The 18,807-nt window shown below is 65.3% G+C and carries 15 protein-coding genes; 5 read left to right on the top strand and 10 right to left on the bottom strand.

Annotated features, from left to right (window positions below; all coding sequences use genetic code 11):
• Positions 1-142: 142 nt before the first annotated feature.
• The 3 genes from JYG37_RS11070 (at position 143) to JYG37_RS11080 (ending at position 2,367) form a co-directional block, all read left to right on the top strand.
• Complete coding sequence (locus JYG37_RS11070; protein ID WP_124593056.1) at positions 143-721, top strand: inclusion body family protein; 579 nt, start codon at positions 143-145, stop codon at positions 719-721.
• Positions 722-1,095: 374 nt separating this feature from the next.
• The gene (locus tag JYG37_RS11075) at positions 1,096-1,350 is read left to right on the top strand and encodes a hypothetical protein (RefSeq protein WP_124593055.1); all 255 of its coding nucleotides are present in this window, start codon (positions 1,096-1,098) and stop codon (positions 1,348-1,350) included.
• 741 nt (positions 1,351-2,091) lie between these two features.
• Positions 2,092-2,367, top strand: coding sequence for a hypothetical protein (locus JYG37_RS11080; RefSeq protein ID WP_050014909.1), 276 nt, complete (start codon positions 2,092-2,094; stop codon positions 2,365-2,367).
• Positions 2,368-2,631: 264 nt separating this feature from the next.
• On the opposite strand, the gene phaR is transcribed toward JYG37_RS11080, so the two are convergent.
• The 6 genes from phaR to JYG37_RS11110 form a co-directional block, all read right to left on the bottom strand.
• The gene (gene phaR, locus JYG37_RS11085) at positions 2,632-3,198 is read right to left on the bottom strand and encodes a polyhydroxyalkanoate synthesis repressor PhaR (protein ID WP_011549704.1); all 567 of its coding nucleotides are present in this window, start codon (positions 3,196-3,198) and stop codon (positions 2,632-2,634) included.
• Between the two features lie 119 nt (positions 3,199-3,317).
• A complete protein-coding gene (locus JYG37_RS11090) occupies positions 3,318-4,058 on the bottom strand; it encodes a 3-ketoacyl-ACP reductase (protein WP_006491801.1) in 741 nt (246 codons plus the stop codon).
• 134 nt (positions 4,059-4,192) lie between these two features.
• Positions 4,193-5,374, bottom strand: coding sequence for an acetyl-CoA C-acetyltransferase (locus JYG37_RS11095; protein ID WP_050014927.1), 1,182 nt, complete (start codon positions 5,372-5,374; stop codon positions 4,193-4,195).
• A gap of 99 nt (positions 5,375-5,473) precedes the next feature.
• Positions 5,474-7,339, bottom strand: coding sequence for a class I poly(R)-hydroxyalkanoic acid synthase (phaC, locus tag JYG37_RS11100; RefSeq protein ID WP_050013180.1), 1,866 nt, complete (start codon positions 7,337-7,339; stop codon positions 5,474-5,476).
• Between the two features lie 361 nt (positions 7,340-7,700).
• Positions 7,701-8,540 carry a peptidoglycan editing factor PgeF gene (gene pgeF, locus JYG37_RS11105; RefSeq protein ID WP_124557727.1) on the bottom strand — a complete coding sequence of 280 codons (840 nt, stop codon included), beginning with the start codon at positions 8,538-8,540 and terminating at the stop codon, positions 7,701-7,703.
• Positions 8,541-8,546: 6 nt separating this feature from the next.
• Positions 8,547-9,755, bottom strand: a complete 1,209-nt coding sequence (locus JYG37_RS11110) for an RluA family pseudouridine synthase (protein WP_213345407.1) — start codon at positions 9,753-9,755, stop codon at positions 8,547-8,549.
• Positions 9,756-9,796: 41 nt separating this feature from the next.
• Here JYG37_RS11110 and JYG37_RS11115 point away from each other — a divergent pair, with 41 nt between their 5' ends.
• Positions 9,797-10,621: an outer membrane protein assembly factor BamD gene (locus tag JYG37_RS11115; protein ID WP_046545840.1), complete on the top strand. Its 825-nt coding sequence runs from the start codon at positions 9,797-9,799 to the stop codon at positions 10,619-10,621.
• A 121-nt stretch (positions 10,622-10,742) separates the two neighbouring features.
• On the opposite strand, the gene yoaA is transcribed toward JYG37_RS11115, so the two are convergent.
• The 3 genes from yoaA to JYG37_RS11130 form a co-directional block, all read right to left on the bottom strand.
• A complete protein-coding gene (gene yoaA / locus JYG37_RS11120; RefSeq protein ID WP_089488487.1) occupies positions 10,743-12,992 on the bottom strand; it encodes a DNA repair helicase YoaA in 2,250 nt (749 codons plus the stop codon).
• Between the two features lie 55 nt (positions 12,993-13,047).
• The gene (locus JYG37_RS11125) at positions 13,048-13,263 is read right to left on the bottom strand and encodes an HP1242/YdcH family protein (RefSeq protein WP_006478692.1); all 216 of its coding nucleotides are present in this window, start codon (positions 13,261-13,263) and stop codon (positions 13,048-13,050) included.
• Positions 13,264-13,339: 76 nt separating this feature from the next.
• On the bottom strand, positions 13,340-14,083 hold the full coding sequence (locus JYG37_RS11130) for a hypothetical protein (protein WP_089488488.1): 744 nt from the start codon (positions 14,081-14,083) through the stop codon (positions 13,340-13,342).
• Between the two features lie 164 nt (positions 14,084-14,247).
• On the opposite strand from JYG37_RS11130, the gene JYG37_RS11135 reads away from it, so the two are divergent.
• Complete coding sequence (locus JYG37_RS11135) at positions 14,248-16,572, top strand: Tex family protein (protein WP_050013184.1); 2,325 nt, start codon at positions 14,248-14,250, stop codon at positions 16,570-16,572.
• Positions 16,573-16,687: 115 nt separating this feature from the next.
• On the opposite strand, the gene JYG37_RS11140 is transcribed toward JYG37_RS11135, so the two are convergent.
• Entirely contained in the window at positions 16,688-18,604 is a 1,917-nt protein-coding gene (locus JYG37_RS11140; protein WP_050013185.1) for a potassium transporter Kup, read from the bottom strand.
• Positions 18,605-18,807 lie beyond the last annotated feature (203 nt).

Here is an 18,807-nt window from a genome sequence, read left to right on the forward strand (position 1 = left end):
AAGGTCGCGAATCAAATTGAGTCAATCATGGTTTTTCGGCCAACGGTCCACGACAGTCAGGTTGCCGGCTACTACAACCCGGCCTTGCAGACAAATCGCGCAGCCCTTTGACCTGCGGTAGCAATTCACTCGAGGAAACGAAATGTACAAGCAGCCCAACATTGACGCCGGCATTCAGGAAATCACCTTGCTCGCGGTGATCAATGCAGAAAAAGTGATTGAAGAGGCGCGTGGCAGAACGTCCATGGTCAAAACCGCCCCGGTCCAGATCGGGCACAATCATCAATACTTGCTGTGCGACGACCCTTATCGCCCTTCCAAAAATCAAGGCGCATGGAATATCGAATTCTATGCAAAGAAATTTGACTCCGTTAACTTCACTGGAACGACGATTCACGCCAACTCACGCTATGCCGTGATCGTCTATGACATCGTGCATCAGAGCGGCGACAACGTCCTGGATTTGCGCCCCAATGTCGGACTTACGCACCGCGGCTATCCGCTGGAAAGGGCGGCAGAACCCAACACGGAATCTGCTGACGGCCTGCCCGCGATTCATATCAAGAGAACCTTCTCACTCTTTGATACCCGTGTCCTTGCAAACGGAACAGAGAATTTCTGGATTCGGTTCGCACTATACAAGCTCGACGCAGACGGGGAGACGCAAAGCCTTCACAGCTACTACGAATGGGACCCGACGATTACCACGTTGGCGCTGTAAATAAAAACCTGAGAGGCCGTGCGACGGGTGTCCGCTTCGATAAAGTGGGCACCCGTGAATGACACCTTCTGTGCTCGCGCCACATGGCTCGCAAGGACGGAGAGCGCTTTTCGACAGCCCGCCCGTCGCCGACGACGCATTCAACGGACATCCTGATGCGACGAGAAGATTGAGCATCAGAAGAAGATCGGCCTGACACTGCCGGGGGTCGTTCTGCTGTTGGGTAACGCCGAGCTTGTCGCGAAAGAGCACACGCACATCCGGAGATGTGAAGCGGCGGTCAAGCGTATCGCACAAAAATCGGCACGGATTCGCGGCGCCGCTATGCGAAAATCGAAGCCATCGCTCTCTTCCATCCACTGAACGGGATTCGCATGACCACCCACATCACGATCGAATTCACCGAACACGCCGCAGAAGCCATCGGTGAGCAGACCAGCACCAGCTTCTCCTACGACCAGGGTGCCCACGTGCCGCAGCCCGGCGATTTCGTCGAGCTCGAAAATTCCCGGCAGACGTTTCTCGTGATCGGCCGCGTGTTTTCGCTCAAGGCCAACTACAGCGCAGTCAAGCTCGTTCTCGATCTGCCGCCGCCGGATGGCGAAAACGGATTCGATCCCGAGTCGTGACGCATCCCATCCCGTGACGAAATCGCAACACGCCCGCCAAAGCGGGCCCGTACTCGATCCGATGCGCACTTCGAATACGTCGGTGCCGTCAGGCACCGTTTGAATCAGACCGCATCGTCGCCATCGCCGATGAGCCGCAACGCCGCATCGAGTGGCGGCCAGCCGGTTGTCGGCGCGGGCGCGTCACTATCGCTATCGGCCGCCCCCTCACGCACGCAGCCTGCACACCGCCGTTATCGCATGCCTGCGCCAGCGCCTCGCAGAACGGCACCGGGCGAATCTTCCCACCATCAACCGCCCTCACCGCGGTACTGACAAACCGCACCGCCCGCCCATCCTCGCTCTGGCTGCAGACACGCGCACGATGCCGCACGTGTACCGCATCTCATTTTCAAAAAAAACCGGCCAAGCAAATAAAAATAGAGAAATAAATAAAAATAACCGCAAGCGACGCCACAACAAAAAATCATCAGCCAAAAACAATCGATGGATCTATTTATCCTCAACCACCCTTTATTCCCAGCCCCACCTTCCAGCACAACACAATTCACCAGAATAATTCAAAGCACTCAACAATCCAAAAAAATCATTTCCAAATCCGCCACCCCCATTCAACGCCCGATTAATCTCCGATACATTTCACATCGATCAGACATCGGCACCTATTCGGCCAGCCAATACTGAACCGTGCATGACCCGCATCACAACCCCAGCAATCCACTCATTCACCAAGGAAAGACCATGAGAAAACTCGCGGCCACCCTCGTTTGCGCCATGACGCTTGCAGCATCCTCGTACGCGTCCGCGGAATCGCTTTGCAAGGCAGGCAAGATCGACAAGATCGAAACCGATACGAGCGGCAACCTCCTCGTATCCATCAACGATGGCATTTACTCGTTCAGCGCCAAGGAAGTTTTTCCGATCATCTACTCGGCATTTTCCGAAAACAGAAATCTCTTTATTTACGGAAATAACTGCGCGAACGGATCGGCGGCAAGCCGCTTCGCGGTTCGATAAGCCGGCCGAAAATCCGGCCATCGGCATCTTCTACAATCAGCGCTTTATCTGATATTCGGCCGACCGGGCTTTGCCGGTCGGCCTTGTGCGTTTTATTTGCACTGAGGCGCTACGGCACGACGACGCCCATGCACGCGCGTGCGATGCCGCCGTGCGAACGATCGTCCCGCGACGCGGCCCGTTGCCGTCCCGAATGGGTCGTCCCAAACGGCCGTCCCGCACGATGCCGGCGCGACACTTTGCGCGTCCACGCCGGCTCGCCGCTTACTTCTTTTCGGGCTCCGGCGCGCCCGGCTGCTTGAACGGGAACGTGCTGAACATCGACTTCGCCTGGTTCTGCATCTGCTCCTGCATCTGCACGAACATGTTCTTCGACTGCTCGATGTAGCTCGTCATCATCCCTTGCATCATCGGCGCCTGCATGTTCATGAACTGCGACCAGACTTCCGGATTCATCGCGTTACCTTCGTAGAGGTTCTTCGATTGATCCGCGAGCTTGTTCTGGATGTCGATGAATGCCTGGATGTTCTTTTCCAGGTACGTGCCCATCATGCCCTGCATCGCATGACCGTAGAAACGGATGATCTGCGACAGCATCGACGACGAGAACATCGGTACGCCACCGCTTTCCTCTTCGAGGATGATCTGCAAGAGGATGCTGCGCGTCAGGTCTTCATTGGATTTCGCATCGACGACCTTGAAATCCTCCTGCTCCAGCACGAGCTGCTTCACGTCGGTCAGCGTAATGTACGTGCTTGTCTCGGTATCGTAGAGCCGGCGGTTCGGGTATTTCTTGATGAGCCGTTCGGCCGTCTTCTTTGTAGTAGTCATGTAACGCCTTTGAGTGCAGCGTAGCGCAAGTGACGAATCCCCGCCGCCCGAATCCGGGAGGCGGGGGCCTTCGGAAAACGCCCGGCTGCGCGGCCGTCCGGCTCGCGCAGCCCGGACGCTCAGCCCATGTGCAGGCCGCCGTTCAGCGAGAAGTCGGCGCCCGTCGCGAAGCCGGAATCGTTCGACGCGAGCCACGCGACGATCGAGCCGATTTCCTCCGGCCCGCCGAGACGCCGCACCGGAATCGTCGCGACGATCTTCTCCAGCACGTCCGGACGGATCGCCTTCACCATGTCGGTGCCGATGTAGCCCGGCGACACGGTGTTGACCGTCACGCCCTTCGTCGCGACTTCCTGCGCGAGCGACATCGTGAAGCCGTGAATGCCGGCCTTCGCGGTCGAGTAGTTGGTCTGGCCGAATTGCCCCTTCTGGCCGTTCACCGACGAAATGTTGATGATGCGGCCCCAGCCACGTTCGACCATCCCGTCGATCACCTGCTTCGTCACGTTGAACAGGCTCGTCAGGTTGGTGTCGATCACGGCCGTCCAGTCTTCATGCGTCATCTTGCGGAACACGACGTCGCGCGTGATGCCCGCGTTGTTGACCAGCACGTCGATCTCGCCGACTTCGGCCTTGACCTTGTCGAACGCTTCCTTGGTCGAGTCCCAGTCGCCGACGTTGCCTTCCGACGCGATGAAGTCGTACCCGAGCGCCTTCTGGTCCTCGAGCCATTTCACCCGGCGCGGCGAGTTCGGGCCGCAACCTGCGACCACCTTGAAGCCGTCTTTCGACAGGCGCTGGCAGATGCTGGTGCCGATGCCGCCCATCCCGCCCGTTACGTACGCAATTCGCTGAGACATAAATCTCACTCCATTTTTTGGTTTCGAGAGCTGCCGGAGCCCCCTCTGACTTCACGTGACGCCGGCCGAAGCCGCAATCGGCCGGCGCACGAATTCGGTTCGCCAGTGGCGAACGGCCGGTGACGGAGGGCCGGTTACGGACGCTCGACCGCGAGCGCGACGCCCATGCCGCCGCCGATGCACAGCGACGCCAGCCCGCGCTTCGCGTCGCGCTTGACCATCTCGTGCAGCAGCGTCACCAGGATCCGGCAGCCCGACGCGCCGATCGGGTGGCCGATCGCGATCGCCCCGCCGTTCACGTTCACCTTCGACGTGTCCCAGCCCATCTGCTTGTGCACCGCCAGCGCCTGCGCCGCGAACGCTTCGTTGATCTCCATCAGGTCCAGGTCGCCCGGCGTCCAGCCCGCGCGCTCCAGCGCCCGGCGCGACGCCGGCACCGGCCCCATGCCCATCACGCTCGGATCCACGCCCGCGTTCGCATACGCCTTGATCCGCGCCAGCGGCGTCAGGCCCAGCGCCGCCGCCTTCTGCGCCGACATCACCAGCACCGCCGCCGCGCCGTCGTTCAGCCCCGACGCGTTCGCCGCCGTCACCGAGCCGTCCTTCGCGAACGCCGGCTTCAGCCCGGCCAGCGACTCCGCCGTCACGCCGTGACGCACGAACTCGTCGGTCGCGAACTGCAGCGGCTCGCCCTTGCGTTGCGGGATCGACACCGGCACGATCTCGTCGTCGAAGCGCCCGGCCTTCTGCGCAGCTTCCGCCTTGTTCTGCGACAGCGCCGCGAACGCGTCCTGCTCTTCGCGCGTGATCCCGTATTCCTTCGCGACGTTCTCCGCCGTGATGCCCATGTGGTACTGGTTGTACACGTCCCACAGCCCGTCGACGATCATCGTGTCGACCAGCTTCGCGTCGCCCATCCGGAACCCGTCGCGCGAGCCCGGCAGCACGTGCGGCGCCGCGCTCATGTTCTCCTGGCCGCCCGCGATCACGATCTCCGCGTCGCCCGCGACGATCGCATTCGCCGCCAGCATCACGGCCTTCAGGCCCGAGCCGCACACCTTGTTGATCGTCATGCCCGGCACCGCGCTCGGCAGCCCCGCCTTGATCACCGACTGCCGCGCCGGGTTCTGCCCGGAGCCGGCCGTCAGCACCTGGCCCATGATCACTTCGCTGACCTGGTCGGGCTTCACGCCCGCACGCTCCAGCACCGCGCGGATCACCGTCGCGCCCAGTTCCGGCGCCGCAATCTTCGCGAGCGAGCCGCCGAATTTGCCGACCGCGGTCCGCGCGGCCGATACGATCACTACATCCGTCATTTCCCTTTCCTCCAGGCCCGCACGACACGGCGCATCGTTACCGGCCCTGTTAAAAAAACTGCGGTGCGCCGGACAGCGTGCGCCGCTGTCCGGTTTTCGTCAATCGCGCTGCAATACGTAGCGCCCGGGCGCCGGCTCGATCACCGGGAATTGCGCGGAACCCGGCTGGGCCGGCGGCGCGACCTTGCGGCCGCCGTACGCGTCGAGCCACTCGACCCACGTCGTCCACCAGCTTCCCGGCTGCTCGGTCGCCGCGGCGAACCAGTCGTCCGCGGATTCGGGCAGGTCGCCATCGTTGACCCAGTAGCTGCGCTTCTTCTTCGCCGGCGGATTGATCACGCCCGCGATGTGTCCCGACGCGCCGAGCACGAACTTCAGCGGCCCCGACAGGATCGACGTCGACGCGTAGGCCGTCTGCCACGGCACGATGTGATCCTCGCGCGAACCGTAGATGAAGGTCGGCACGTCGATCAGTGACAGGTCGACCGATTCGCCGCATACGGTCAGCGCGCCCGGTTCGCGCAGCTTGTTTTCGAGATAGGTATGGCGCAGGTACCACGCGTACATCGGGCCCGGCAGGCTCGTCGAGTCGCTGTTCCAGTACAGCAGGTCGAACGGCGCGGGCGTGCGGCCCTTCAGGTAGTTGTCGACGACGTAGTTCCACACGAGATCGTTCGGCCGCAGGAACGAGAACGTGTTCGCGAACTCGACGCCGCGCATCAGCCCCGGTTGCGCCCCGTTCTTGCCGCCGATGGTCTGCTCGCGCATCTGCACGTGCGCCTCGTCGACGAACACGTCGAGGATGCCCGTATCGGTGAAGTCGAGCATCGCGGTGAGCAGCGTCATCGATGCGGCCGGATGTTCGCCGCGTGCGGCGAGCACCGCGAGCGCGGTCGCGAGCATCGTGCCGCCGACGCAGAAGCCGAGCGTGTTGATCTGTTCGCGGCCGCTGACCTGCTGCACCGCGTCGATCGCCGCGAGCAGCCCTTCGTTCATGTAGTCGTCCCACGTCTTGTGCGCGACCGATGCGTCCGCATTGCGCCACGACACGAGGAACACCTGATGGCCGCTCGACAGCGCGTGCGCGACGAGCGAATTCTCGGGTTGCAGGTCGAGGATGTAGAACTTGTTGATGCACGGCGGGACGATCAGCAGCGGCCGCTCGAACACCTTGTCCGTCTTCGGCGTGTACTGGATCAGCTGGATCAGGTCGTTCTCGTACACGACCGCGCCTTCGGTACACCCGAGGTTCTTGCCGACCACGAACTGCGATTCGTCGGTCTGCGAAATCTTGCCGCGCTGCAAGTCGCCGAGCAGATTCATCATCCCCTGCCGCAGGCTTTCGCCGTGCGTTTCGAGGATCGATTTCTGTGCGTCGGGATTGAGTGCGAGGAAGTTGCTCGGCGCGGCGGCGGCCGTCCATTGCTGGACCGTGAAACGGATGCGCTCGCGCGTCTTCGGATCGGTCTGCAGCGCGTCGGCCAGTTCTTGCAGATAGCGCGCGTTGAGCAGATACCAGGCGGCCGCGAACGCATGCGCGGGCGACGCCTTCCACGCGTCGCCGCTGAAGCGGCGGTCTTTCAATTCCGGCGACTCGAGCTTCGCGGCGGCCGCCTGCTGCATCAGCGTCATGCAGTCGCGCGCGTAATCGGCCTGCAATGCCTGGAGCCGTTCGGGCGGAATCGCGGCCACCGGCAGCTTCAGCCCCGCGAACGGCGACGCCATCGCGCCGAAGTCGGGCATCGACGGCATCTGGAACGGAAACGACGTCGGAAACTGGAATGTCGCGAATGGATTGACCGAGGCCGATACCGTCGCGGCACGCGCCGGATCGGCAAAACCGCGCCACGCGTTCAACCACGACTCGAACATCTGCTGCATCGGCTGGGCGGCCGGATCGACACCGGCGCTGCCCGCGGAAGTGCCCGCATGCGCGGACGTCGACGAATTTTTCGATGCTGTCATTACCTGCCTTACCGGTGATTCGTGAGCGTCAATCGTGAAATCCTGCTCGCGCGCGGCGTGCCGGCTGCGAGCCGGGCCGTCATGCTCTGGAGAGGCGTCTCCAGATTCTGCCGCAGTGCGGTATTTTTATCATTATCGTTTTCCCCATGTGAAGCGCGAGATCAAACCACTGAACATTTCTGCACGGAGATAATCCACGCGCAACAGACGGGACAAGGGTTCCGGCGAAACATAAAACATTTTTTCCGGCTTGACCTCGGGATTTTTCATTCAGTCGCGCATGCAACGCCGCATTGCCGCCTCAATATCGAGATAACCCGATTTCGCGGCGCAACAAAACCACGCGCGCATGCGCATGCCGTCAATCGGCCAGCCAGATTGCCGCGGCCATGCGGCCCGTCACGCGGTCGCGCCGGTACGAATAGAAGCGCGCGCGTTCGGCGACCGTGCACGCCGTCCCGCCGCTCACGTGCGCCACGCCCGCACGCGCGAGGCGCAGGCGCGCAAGCGCGTAGAGGTCGGCCAGAAACTTGCCGGGCGCGCCGTCGATCGCGACGAACGCATGACGGGTTTCATCATGCTCCGACTGCGGAGCCGTGTCGAGAAACGCGTCGCGCACGTCGGCGCCGACCTCGAACGCCTGCGGGCCGATCGCCGGACCGAGATACGCATGCAGCGCGTCGATCGCGCCGCCCGCGAGCGCCGCGACGCGCGCGGCCGTCTGCTCAACGATGCCCGCCGCAAGCCCGCGCCAGCCTGCATGCGCGGCGCCGACCGCGCGGCCCTGCGCGTCGCACAGCAGCACGGGCAGGCAATCGGCCACCATCACCACGCAGACGGCGCCTGGTCGGTTCGTGACGCTCGCGTCGGCCCGCACCGGCGCCGTTGCAGCGGGCGCCGCGGCGATCACCTCGTCCGCCTGCACGATCTGCGCGCCGTGAACCTGCTCGAGCCACGCGGCGCCCGACTGGCCCGCGAGGGCGAGCACGCGCGCGCGATTGACGGCGACATGGTCGGGATCGTCACCGGTATGCAGGCCGAGATTCATTCCGCCCGGCAGCGCGGCACCGTCCCGCCAACGCCCGTACGGGCCTTCGCTCACACCGCCGTCGCGCGTCGTGATCAGCGCGCGCACGCGCGGCGACACCTGCCAGTCGGGCCGCACGCAGTCCTGCCACGTCAACGGCGCCAGGTTCGTCATCGGCACTCACTCCTCCTCATCGTCCAGGTACGGCTCGTCGTCGTGATACTCGCCGCCGAAATCGTCATCGTCGTAGACACCGTCGTCGTCGTCGAATTCCTCGTCGCCCTGCCCGAAGCCGAGCGCCGCGACCAGTGCGTTCATGTCGTCCGGCAGCGGGCAGCGCCACTGCATCGCCTTGCCCGTGACCGGATGCACGAGGCCGAGCCGCCACGCATGCAGCGCCTGTCGCGCGAACCCGTCCGGCAGCGGCGCGACCGAGCGCTTGCCGCGCGCGCGCCCGTAGACGGGATCGCCGAGCAGCGGGTGCCCGGCGTGCGCGCAGTGCACGCGGATCTGGTGCGTGCGGCCGGTCTCGAGATCGCACTGAATCGCCGATACCGGCTGACGTTGCCACAGGCATGTGTCAACCGTTCGGAAATGCGTACGCGCGGGCTTGCCCGACGCGCCGGTGACGACAGCCATGCGCGTGCGCTCGCGCGGGTCGCGGCCGATCGGCGCGTCGATCGTGCCCTCCTCGGGCATCGTGCCCCACACCAGCGCGAAATAACGGCGCTTCACCGTGCGGGCCTGCAGTTGGCGCACGAGATCCGTCTGCGCGGCCAGCGTGCGGGCGACCACCATCAGGCCGGAGGTTTCCTTGTCGAGCCGGTGGACGATCCCCGCGCGCGGCAGGCCGGCCGCCGCGTCGCCGTAACGATGCAGCAGACCGTTGAGGATCGTGCCGCTCCAGTTGCCGGCGGCCGGATGGACGACGAGGCCGGCCGGCTTGTTGATGACGACGAGCGCGTCGTCCTCGTAGATCACGTCGAGCGGCACCGGCTCCGGCGTGAACGCGAGCTGCTCGGGCAGCAGATCGGGCACGAGCTGGATCTTCGCGCCCAGCGGCACCGGCTGGCGGATCTTCGCCGGCGCGCCGTCGACGAGCACGCGCTGCGCCTCGATCCAGCTCTGCAGGCGGCTGCGCGAGAATTCGGGGAACAGTTGGGCAAGCGCCTTGTCGAGGCGTTCGCCCGCGAGCGACAGCGGCACTTCGACGATACGCGGCGCGTCGTCGCGCGCCGCGGACGGCACCACGGGCGGCTGCAATGCGTCGCCGGCCAGATCGTCATCGAGGGAATCCCCCGACGCAGCGTCGGCGGGCCGATCGCTTGGGCTATAATCTTCGCGATTTGGTGTGCCCGGCTGGGCATTCTGCGAACTTGAACGGGTCATTTAGACTGGGTCACCGAGACTTGAAGCTAGGACATGCGAGCATGATGAATTCGACCAAACGCACGGCCAGAACCGTCGCCGCCCGGGCTGCGGCGGTAGCGGCCGCGGCCCTCATCGCCGGCTGCCACGGCTTGCCGCAGAAGCAGGACGAGACGGCTACCTGGTCGAACAACAAATTATACTCAGAGGCCCAGGACGCACTGTCCGGCGGCGACTGGGGCAAGTGCGCGAAATATTTCGAATCGCTGCAAGGCCGCGATCCGTTCGGCCATTTCGCGCAACAGGCGCAGATCAACGTTGCCTACTGCAACTGGAAGGACAACGAAGCGGCAGCCGCCGACCAGGCCGTCGATCGCTTCATCCAGCTCCACCCCGATCATCCGGACATCCCGTACGCGTACTACCTGAAGGGGATGATCCACTTCAACGACGATCTCGGCCTGTTCGGGCGCTTCTCCGGCCAGGACATGAGCGAGCGCGATCCGCAGGCGCTGCGCGAATCGTACGATGCGTTCAAGGTCGTCGTCGACCGCTTCCCGAAGAGCAAGTACGCGCCCGATGCGGCTGCACGGATGCGCTACATCGTCAACGCGCTCGCATCGCACGAAGTGCACGCGGCCGACTACTACTACCGGCGTGGCGCGTATGTCGCGGCCATCAACCGCGCGCAGCTCGCGATCAAGGACTACAAGGGCGCGCCGGCGATCGAGGATGCGCTGCACATCATGATCCTGTCGTACGGCAAGCTGAACCAGCCGGAACTCGCCGAGGACACCAAGCGTGTGCTCGCCGGCACGTTCCCCGACAGCCCGTACGTGACCGGCCATTCGCGCCCCGGTACGAAGAAGTCGTGGTGGCAGTTCTGACGCACGGCGCGATGTAACACCCGTTGCGCACGCAAAAAACCCGGCCATCGAGCCGGGTTTTTTATTGGCGCCGCATTCGGGCGGCGTCGGGGCGTTCACGCGGCATGCGCCGCGCGTGCGGTCACGCACCCTTGTCGGAGCGGCGCTCGTCGAAGAAATCCTGCACGACCGCGATCTCGCGCGTGCGCTTGAACGGCGGCAGGCTTTGCCAGATCCGGCGCCCGTAAGGCTTGTCGACGAGCCGCGTGTCGCAGATCATCAGCACGCCGCGATCCGTCTCCGCACGAATCAGCCGGCCCGCGCCCTGCTTCAGCGTGATCACGGCCTGCGGCAACTGGTGCACGGCGAACGGGCTCAGCCCCTTCTTCGTCAATGCATCGAGCCGCGCGGCCAGCACCGGATCGTCCGGCGGCGCGAACGGCAGCTTGTCGATCACGACCAGCGACAACGCATCGCCGCGCACGTCGACGCCTTCCCAGAAACTCTGACTGCCGACCAGGATCGCATTGCCGTACGCGCGAAAGCGGTCGAGCAGCTCGGTGCGGCTGGCGTCGCCCTGCACGAGCAGCGGCGTGTTCCAGCCGCGCGATTCGATCACGTCGCGCAGCTTCGACGCGATCCGGTCGACCGCGCGCAGCGTCGTGCACAGCATGAACACGCCGCCGCCGGATGCCTCGATCGCCGGCAGCGCGGCATCGAAGACGGCATCGGTAAACGCCGGCGACGACGGCTGCGGCAGGTTGCGCGGCACATACAGCAGCCCCTGCGACTGGTAATCGAACGGGCTGGCGAGCGTCATCGAACGACGCGAACTGAGGCCCATCTGCGCCGCGTAGTGCGTGAAATCGCCGCGCACCGACAACGTGGCCGACGTAAACACCCATGCGCGCGGCACGCCCGCCCGCTGCTTCGCGAAAATCGGCGCGACCGACAGCGGCGTTTCGTGCAGCTGCACGGTATGCGCGAACACCTCGACCCAGCGCACCTTCTCGTTCGGATCGCCCTCGGCTGCCGCCTTGTCGCCGGCTGCCGCCGCATCGGCCTGCGCGGCTGCTTCCGTCGCGCCGGGCGCGACCCAGCCGGCCAGCAGGTCCTGCAGCTCGCGCGCGCGCCGCAGGCACGCACCGAGCGATTCCGCGCGCTCGGCCTGGCCCGCGAGCGCCGATGCGAGCGCATCGAGCGCAGCGTCGAGCGCGTCGAGCGCGCCGAACATCGGGTGATCGTCGCCGAGCTGCGCGAGCGACATGCGAACGATCTGGTCGTTCGCGAACGCGAGGCGCAAGTCGCGCGCCGCGCGCTCGAGATCGCCGCCGAGCTTCACCCATTCGACCGCGTCGCGCGCATGGCTCAGGCCTTCGGCCACCGTGTCGCGCGCGAGCTCGAGGATCTGCGTCGTCGACAGCGTCTCGCCGAAGAACAGCGTCGCCGTCTCCGGCAACTGGTGCGCTTCGTCGAAGATGATCGTGTTCGCGTTCGGCAGCAGTTCGGCCATCCCCGTGTCGCGCAGCATGATGTCCGCGAAGAACAGGTGATGGTTGACGACGACGACGTCGGCCTGCTGGGCCTCGCGCCGCGCCTGCATCACGAAGCATTCCTTGTAGTGCGGGCATTCCTGGCCAAGGCAGTTGTCGCGCGTCGACGTGACCATCGACCACACGGGCGCGTTTTCCGGCACGCTCGCGAGCTCGGCCTTGTCGCCGCTCTTCGTGATTTTCGCGAAGCGGACGATTTCCTGCAGATAAGCGGTGTCCTGCCGCGACGGCAGCCGGCCGTTGTCGGCCGTGCGCTGCAGGTAGTAGTGGCACAGGTAGTTGGCGCGGCCCTTGAGCATCGCGACCGTCACCGGCACCGCGAGCGCGTTGCGCACGGTGGGGATATCGCGCTGGAACAGCTGGTCCTGCAGGTGCTTCGTGCCGGTCGACACAATCACCTTGCCGCCCCACAGCATCGCGGGCACCAGATACGCATAGGTCTTGCCGGTACCCGTGCCGGCCTCGACGATCAGCGTGTTGTCGCCGGCGTCGCTGTCGGATTCGGTTGCCGCGGCATCCTCCGCGGCCGGCCCGCCCGGCTTGTCGGCGTCGCCCAGGCGGCGCGCCGGCCGCTTGCGGGTTTCGAAGATCTCGGGCTCGGGCATCCGGCGCGCCGACGCTTCCATCGCGGACGCGACCGCGCGCGCCATCTCGATCTGCGACGTACGCGGCCGATAGCCGTCGAGCGCGCGCGCCAGCAACCCGCCAACGCCAAAGATCGTGTCGAGTTCGTCGACGCGTTTGCGGCTCAGCTCGAAGGTGCCTTCGGGCGCACGAGCGCGCCCGGCGGACGTCGTGTCACGCCGGGCATCGGGGGTGGCTTCAAGCGGTGAATTCAAGGCAAGCGTTCCTGTGTCCAGCGCCCGGGCGGCGCCGGCGCTTGCCAGGCCGCGCTCAGGCGCGCTTATCCGGTTCGAGCTGCGATTGCAGCAAAATGATTTTGTCCTTGGCCGCCAGCTTTTCCTTCTTCAGCCGGTGCAGCGTGATGTCGTCGATGTCGGAGTGTCCTTCCTTCAGCTCGATCTCCCGAGCGAGCTGCTGGTGCTGCTCCTGCAATGCAGCCAAACGGTTGTGCAATTCCTGCTGCTGTTCCGTGTGACGGTTTTGCATACTTGCCTCCTCATCGAAGCAGCGCGACGACTGGCGTGCCGACGCGCCCGAGACTGATCCCGATCAATTCAACACGTTACTGCCCCTGCTGTTGCTGCTGCTTGGCCTTCTGGGCCGCTTCCTGCTGACGCCGCTCGACATCGGCCTTGTGCTGCGCGGCTTCCTTCTGCTTCTGCTCGTAACGCGTGGCGTTGTCCGCCCGCTCCTGCGCCTTCTGCGCGGCCTGCTGGTGCGCCTGGTCGAGCTTGCGCTGGAAATCCGCCTGCTTCTGGTCGTACGCCTGCTTGCTCGCCGCGCGTTGCGGCCCTTCCGCGCCGCGCTGCGCCTGCTTCAGTGCATTCTGCTCCTGCTTGTCGCGGAATGCAGCCGCGTTGGCCGCGTCGTTCGCCGCCCGCTGCGGCGCTTCCGCCGCGTTCTGGGCCTGCTTCAGCGCCTGCTGCTGGTCGCGCTGCTGCGCCCGCACCGCGCGCTGCTCGTCGTTGAGCGCGAGCTGCTCCTGGCGGATGCTCGCGCGCTCCTCGCGCATCTGGTCACGCGCCTTGCCCAGACAGTGATTGACGAAGAATTTGTTGTAGCAATCGTGCTCCGCCACCGCATAACGATAATCGTTTTCCGCGGAGCGTTGATTGAGCACTTTTTGACGGGCGTCGAAATCCGGGGCGGCGGAGGCGGCAACGGACGCGGACGCGGACGCGGCGGCGTCCGAGGCCTGCGCGAATGCGCCGGAAGGCCCGGCAGACAAAGCCGCGGCGAGCGCTGCGCCGAGCGCGACGAGAGAAATACGGGAAGTTGGCAACGTCGTAGGAAAGCTGCGGGACATGTGTCAAATTCTATCACCCCCGGCTGGACGCTCCGCCATTTATGGCAAAATGCCCCGCTTCATTCACCCGCGGCCTCTGGCCCGCCGGGCCCGCCGGGCAGCCCGCCGCTTCGGGCCTGCCGGCCCGCGCCGCGATTTCAGCAGGCAGACAGACCATCCACGACATGACGGAAACCGTAGCATTCAAGATCGTACAGCGCATCGCCACCGAACTGTCCGTCCAGCCGCGCCAGGTCGCGGCGGCCGTGCAACTCCTCGACGAAGGCTCGACCGTTCCGTTCATTGCCCGGTACCGCAAGGAAGTGACCGGCAACCTGGACGACACGCAGCTGCGCAACCTCGAGGAACGCCTCCTGTACCTGCGCGAACTCGAGGATCGCCGCGCCGCGATCCTGTCGAGCATCGACGAACAGGGCAAGCTGACCGACGAACTGCGTGCCGCGATCGACGCGGCCGACAGCAAACAGGTGCTCGAGGACCTTTATCTGCCGTACAAGCCGAAGCGCCGCACGCGTGCACAGATCGCCCGCGAAGCCGGCCTCGAGCCGCTCGCGCACGCGCTGCTCGCGAACCCGCTGCTCGACCCGCAGGCCGAGGCGGCCGCGTATGTCGACGCCGACAAGGGCGTCGCCGACGTGAAAGCGGCGCTCGACGGCGCGCGCGACATCCTGTCCGAGCAGTTCGGCGAGACGGCGGAGCTGCTCGGCAAGCTGCGCGACTACCTGCACAGCCAGGGCGTCGTGTCGTCGGCCGTCGTCGAGGGCAAGGAAAACGAGGAAGGCGAGAAATTCCGCGACTATTACGACTACGCGGAAACGATCAAGACCGTGCCGTCGCACCGCGCGCTCGCGCTGTTCCGCGGCCGCAACGCGGGCGTGCTGACGATCAAGCTCGGCCTCGGCGAGGAACTCGACGCGCAGGTGCCGCATCCGGGCGAGGCGATGATCGCGCGCCATTTCGGCATCGCGAACCAGAACCGTCCGGCCGACAAATGGCTGTCCGACGTCTGCCGCTGGTGCTGGCGCGTGAAGGTGCAGCCGCATATCGAAAACGAATTGCTCACGCAGCTGCGCGAAACGGCCGAAACCGAAGCGATCCGCGTGTTCGCACGCAACCTGAACGACCTGCTGCTGGCCGCGCCGGCCGGCCCGAAGGCCGTGATCGGCCTCGACCCGGGCCTGCGCACGGGCGTGAAGGTCGCGGTCGTCGACCGCACCGGGAAGGTGCTCGCGACCGATACGATCTACCCGCACGAGCCGCGCCGCGACTGGGACGGCTCGATCGCGAAACTCGCGCGCATCGCCGCGCAGACGCAGGCCGAACTGATCAGCATCGGCAACGGCACCGCATCGCGCGAAACCGACAAGCTCGCGAGCGAACTGATCGCGAAACACCCGGAGCTGCGGCTGCAGAAGATCGTCGTGTCCGAAGCCGGCGCGTCGGTCTACTCGGCGTCCGAGCTCGCCGCGAAGGAATTCCCGGACCTCGACGTGTCGCTGCGCGGCGCGGTGTCGATCGCCCGCCGCCTGCAGGACCCGCTCGCCGAGCTCGTGAAGATCGAACCGAAGGCGATCGGCGTCGGCCAGTACCAGCACGACGTGAACCAGCGCGAACTCGCCCGCTCGCTCGACGCGGTCGTCGAGGATTGCGTGAACGCGGTCGGCGTCGACGCGAACACCGCGTCGGCCCCGCTGCTCGCCCGCGTGTCGGGCCTGAACGCGACGCTCGCGCGCAACATCGTCGACTACCGCGATGCGAACGGCCCGTTCCCGTCGCGCGAGCATCTGCGCAAGGTGCCGCGCCTCGGCGACAAGACCTTCGAGCAGGCCGCCGGCTTCCTGCGCATCAACGGCGGCGAGAATCCGCTCGACCGCTCGTCGGTGCACCCGGAAGCGTATCCGGTCGTCGAACGGATGCTCGCGAAGATCAACAAGCGCATCGACGACGTGCTCGGCAACCGCGAAGCGCTGTCGGGCCTGTCCCCGACGGAATTTGTTGACGAACGTTTCGGCCTGCCGACCGTGCGCGACATCCTGGCCGAACTGGAGAAGCCGGGCCGCGATCCGCGCCCGGAATTCAAGACGGCCACGTTCCGCGAAGGCGTCGAGAAGGTATCGGATCTCGTGCCGGGCATGACGCTCGAAGGCGTCGTGACGAACGTCGCCGCGTTCGGCGCGTTCGTGGATATCGGCGTGCACCAGGACGGCCTCGTCCACGTGTCCGCGATGTCGACGAAGTTCGTCAAGGACCCGCACGAAGTCGTGAAGGCCGGCCAGGTCGTCAAGGTGAAGGTGATCGACGTCGACGTGAAGCGCCAGCGCATTGCGCTGACGATGCGCCTCGACGACGACGCGGCAGCGCCCGGCATGACGTCGCGCGGCGGCCAGGATCGCGGCAACGCGGGCCGCGGCGCCGCCCGCCCGCAGCGTTCGCGCGAGCCGGAACCGGCCGGCGCGATGGCCGCTGCATTCGCGAAGCTGAAGCGCTGAGCACGCGAAGCGTCGACGCACAAAAAACCCGCCGAAAGGCGGGTTTTTTATTGCTTCGGCGACACGCGCCGCCTGCTCGGCATGGTCCGCCGCATGGGCGGCCCCATCGCGCCCGTCAGATCTCGATCTTGGTGCCGAGCTCGACGACGCGGTTCGCCGGAATCGAGAAGAAGTCGGTCGGCTTCGCCGCGTTCTGATGCATCCACGCGAACACGCGCTCGCGCCAGATCGACATCCCCGGCAGATGCGTCGGCACCACCGTTTCGCGCGCGAGGAAGAACGACGTGTCCATCAGTTCGAACGTCATGTCGTGCGTGCGGCCGAATTCCTCGAGCACGGCCTTCACGTCCGGCGTCTCGTTGAAGCCGTACTCGGCCTTGACGATGTACAGCCCGCCGCTCGCATCGCGCGAACTCAGGCGCTTGTCGTCGCGCACGTACGGAATGTCGCGCGTGACGAACGTCAGGAAAATGGTCCGCTCGTGCAGCACCTTGTTGTGCTTCAGGTTGTGCAGCAGGCTGACGGGCACGAGCTTGTCGTTGCCGGTCAGGTAGATCGCGGTGCCCGACACGCGGTGCGGCGGATGCGCGAGCAGCCCCTGCAGGAACGGCTCGAGCGGGATACCGTCGGCCGCCGTGCGTTCCTTGACGATGTGACGCCCCTTGTACCAGGTCATCAACAGGAAGAACAGCAAGGCGCCGATGCCGAGCGGCAGCCAGCCGCCCTGCGCGACCTTCAGCAGGTTCGCGCCGAAAAAGCCGAGGTCGATCGCGAGGAACACGGTGATGATCGCACCGACCAGCAGCCGGTTCCAGTTCCACACCTTGACCATCACGACGCACGCGAGCACGGTCGTGATCACCATCGTCGCCGTCACCGCGATGCCGTACGCGGCCGCGAGGTTGTCGGAGCTCTTGAAGCCGACGACGATACAGAGGATCACGGCCAGCAGCAGCCAGTTCACGACCGGCACGTAGATCTGGCCGATCGCGAGCTCGGACGTATGCAGTACCTTCATGCGCGGCACGTAGCCGAGCTGGATCGCCTGCGACGTCAGCGAATACGCGCCCGAGATCACCGCTTGCGACGCGATCACGGTCGCGACCGTCGACAGCACGACGAGCGGCAGCAGCCCCCATTCGGGCGCCAGCAGGAAGAACGGGTTTTCGATCGCCTTCGGATTCTGGATCAGCAGCGCGCCCTGGCCGAAGTAGTTCAGCACGAGCGACGGCATCACGAGCCCGTACGCGGCGTACCGGATCGGCTTTGCGCCGAAGTGCCCCATGTCCGCGTAGAGCGCTTCCGCGCCGGTCAGCACCAGCACGACCGAGCCGAGCACGACGTACGCCTGCAGCAGGTGGTCGGCCATGAACGACGCCGCGTAATACGGGTTGATTGCCGCGATGATGCCCGGCACGCGCACGATGTGGTACACGCCGAGCGCCGCGATCACGACGAACCACAGCACCATGATCGGGCCGAACAGCTTGCCGACCAGCGCGGTGCCGTGCCGCTGGATCCAGAACAGCGCGATCAGGATCACGATCGTGATCGGCAGCACGAGATGGGACAGGTGCGGCGTCGCGATCTCCAGACCTTCGACGGCCGACATCACCGAGATCGCCGGCGTGATCACCGCGTCCCCGTAGAACATGCACGCGCCGAATATCCCGAGCGCCATCAGCGCGCCCGCGACCCGGGTTTTGGAATCGAGCGGCCGCAGCGACAGCGCCATCAGCGCGAGCACGCCACCTTCGCCGTTGTTGTCCGCCCGCATCACGAATAGCAGGTACTTGACGCCGACCACCAGCACGATCGCCCAGAACAGCAGCGAGATCACGCCGAGAATCGACCCTTCGGTCAGCGGGATGCCGTGCGCGGGGCTGAACGCCTCCTTGAGCGAATACAACGGGCTGGTGCCGATGTCGCCGAACACGACGCCGATGGCTGCTATCGCTAGCGCCCGCATCGAGTGTTGTTGCGTCGAATGCGGCGCGTGTGCGGCGTCGGTCGCGTGAGTCGTGTCGTTCATATGAAGCGTAATAATCGGGTCCGGGTCGGACAAAACGAGCGCTATTCTACTCGCGCCCCCGTGAAACACCGCCCTGCCGTGTTGCCGTGGAACCACGCGATCCACGCTGCGCATGCAATCCGGCGCGAGCTGTGGCAGGGCTGCCATCATAGCCGGGGCCGCGCCGCCTGCCTATCGGGTACGCAACGCGCACCGCGTGACGC

Origin of the sequence: Burkholderia sp. LAS2 (assembly GCF_018417615.1) — a bacterium.
Lineage (GTDB): Bacteria > Pseudomonadota > Gammaproteobacteria > Burkholderiales > Burkholderiaceae > Burkholderia > Burkholderia sola.

Excerpts from the sequence above, each read along its gene's own strand:
- JYG37_RS11070 (WP_124593056.1), top strand. The coding sequence starts at position 143 with ATGTACAAGCAGCCCAACATTGACGCCGGCATTCAGGAAATCACCTTG.
- JYG37_RS11075 (WP_124593055.1), top strand. The coding sequence starts at position 1,096 with ATGACCACCCACATCACGATCGAATTCACCGAACACGCCGCAGAAGCC.
- JYG37_RS11080 (WP_050014909.1), top strand. The coding sequence starts at position 2,092 with ATGAGAAAACTCGCGGCCACCCTCGTTTGCGCCATGACGCTTGCAGCA.
- phaR (WP_011549704.1), bottom strand. The coding sequence starts at position 3,198 with ATGACTACTACAAAGAAGACGGCCGAACGGCTCATCAAGAAATACCCG.
- JYG37_RS11090 (WP_006491801.1), bottom strand. The coding sequence starts at position 4,058 with ATGTCTCAGCGAATTGCGTACGTAACGGGCGGGATGGGCGGCATCGGC.
- JYG37_RS11095 (WP_050014927.1), bottom strand. The coding sequence starts at position 5,374 with ATGACGGATGTAGTGATCGTATCGGCCGCGCGGACCGCGGTCGGCAAA.
- phaC (WP_050013180.1), bottom strand. The coding sequence starts at position 7,339 with ATGACAGCATCGAAAAATTCGTCGACGTCCGCGCATGCGGGCACTTCC.
- pgeF (WP_124557727.1), bottom strand. The coding sequence starts at position 8,540 with ATGACGAACCTGGCGCCGTTGACGTGGCAGGACTGCGTGCGGCCCGAC.
- JYG37_RS11110 (WP_213345407.1), bottom strand. The coding sequence starts at position 9,755 with ATGACCCGTTCAAGTTCGCAGAATGCCCAGCCGGGCACACCAAATCGC.
- JYG37_RS11115 (WP_046545840.1), top strand. The coding sequence starts at position 9,797 with ATGATGAATTCGACCAAACGCACGGCCAGAACCGTCGCCGCCCGGGCT.
- JYG37_RS11125 (WP_006478692.1), bottom strand. The coding sequence starts at position 13,263 with ATGCAAAACCGTCACACGGAACAGCAGCAGGAATTGCACAACCGTTTG.
- JYG37_RS11130 (WP_089488488.1), bottom strand. The coding sequence starts at position 14,083 with ATGTCCCGCAGCTTTCCTACGACGTTGCCAACTTCCCGTATTTCTCTC.
- JYG37_RS11135 (WP_050013184.1), top strand. The coding sequence starts at position 14,248 with ATGACGGAAACCGTAGCATTCAAGATCGTACAGCGCATCGCCACCGAA.
- JYG37_RS11140 (WP_050013185.1), bottom strand. The coding sequence starts at position 18,604 with ATGAACGACACGACTCACGCGACCGACGCCGCACACGCGCCGCATTCG.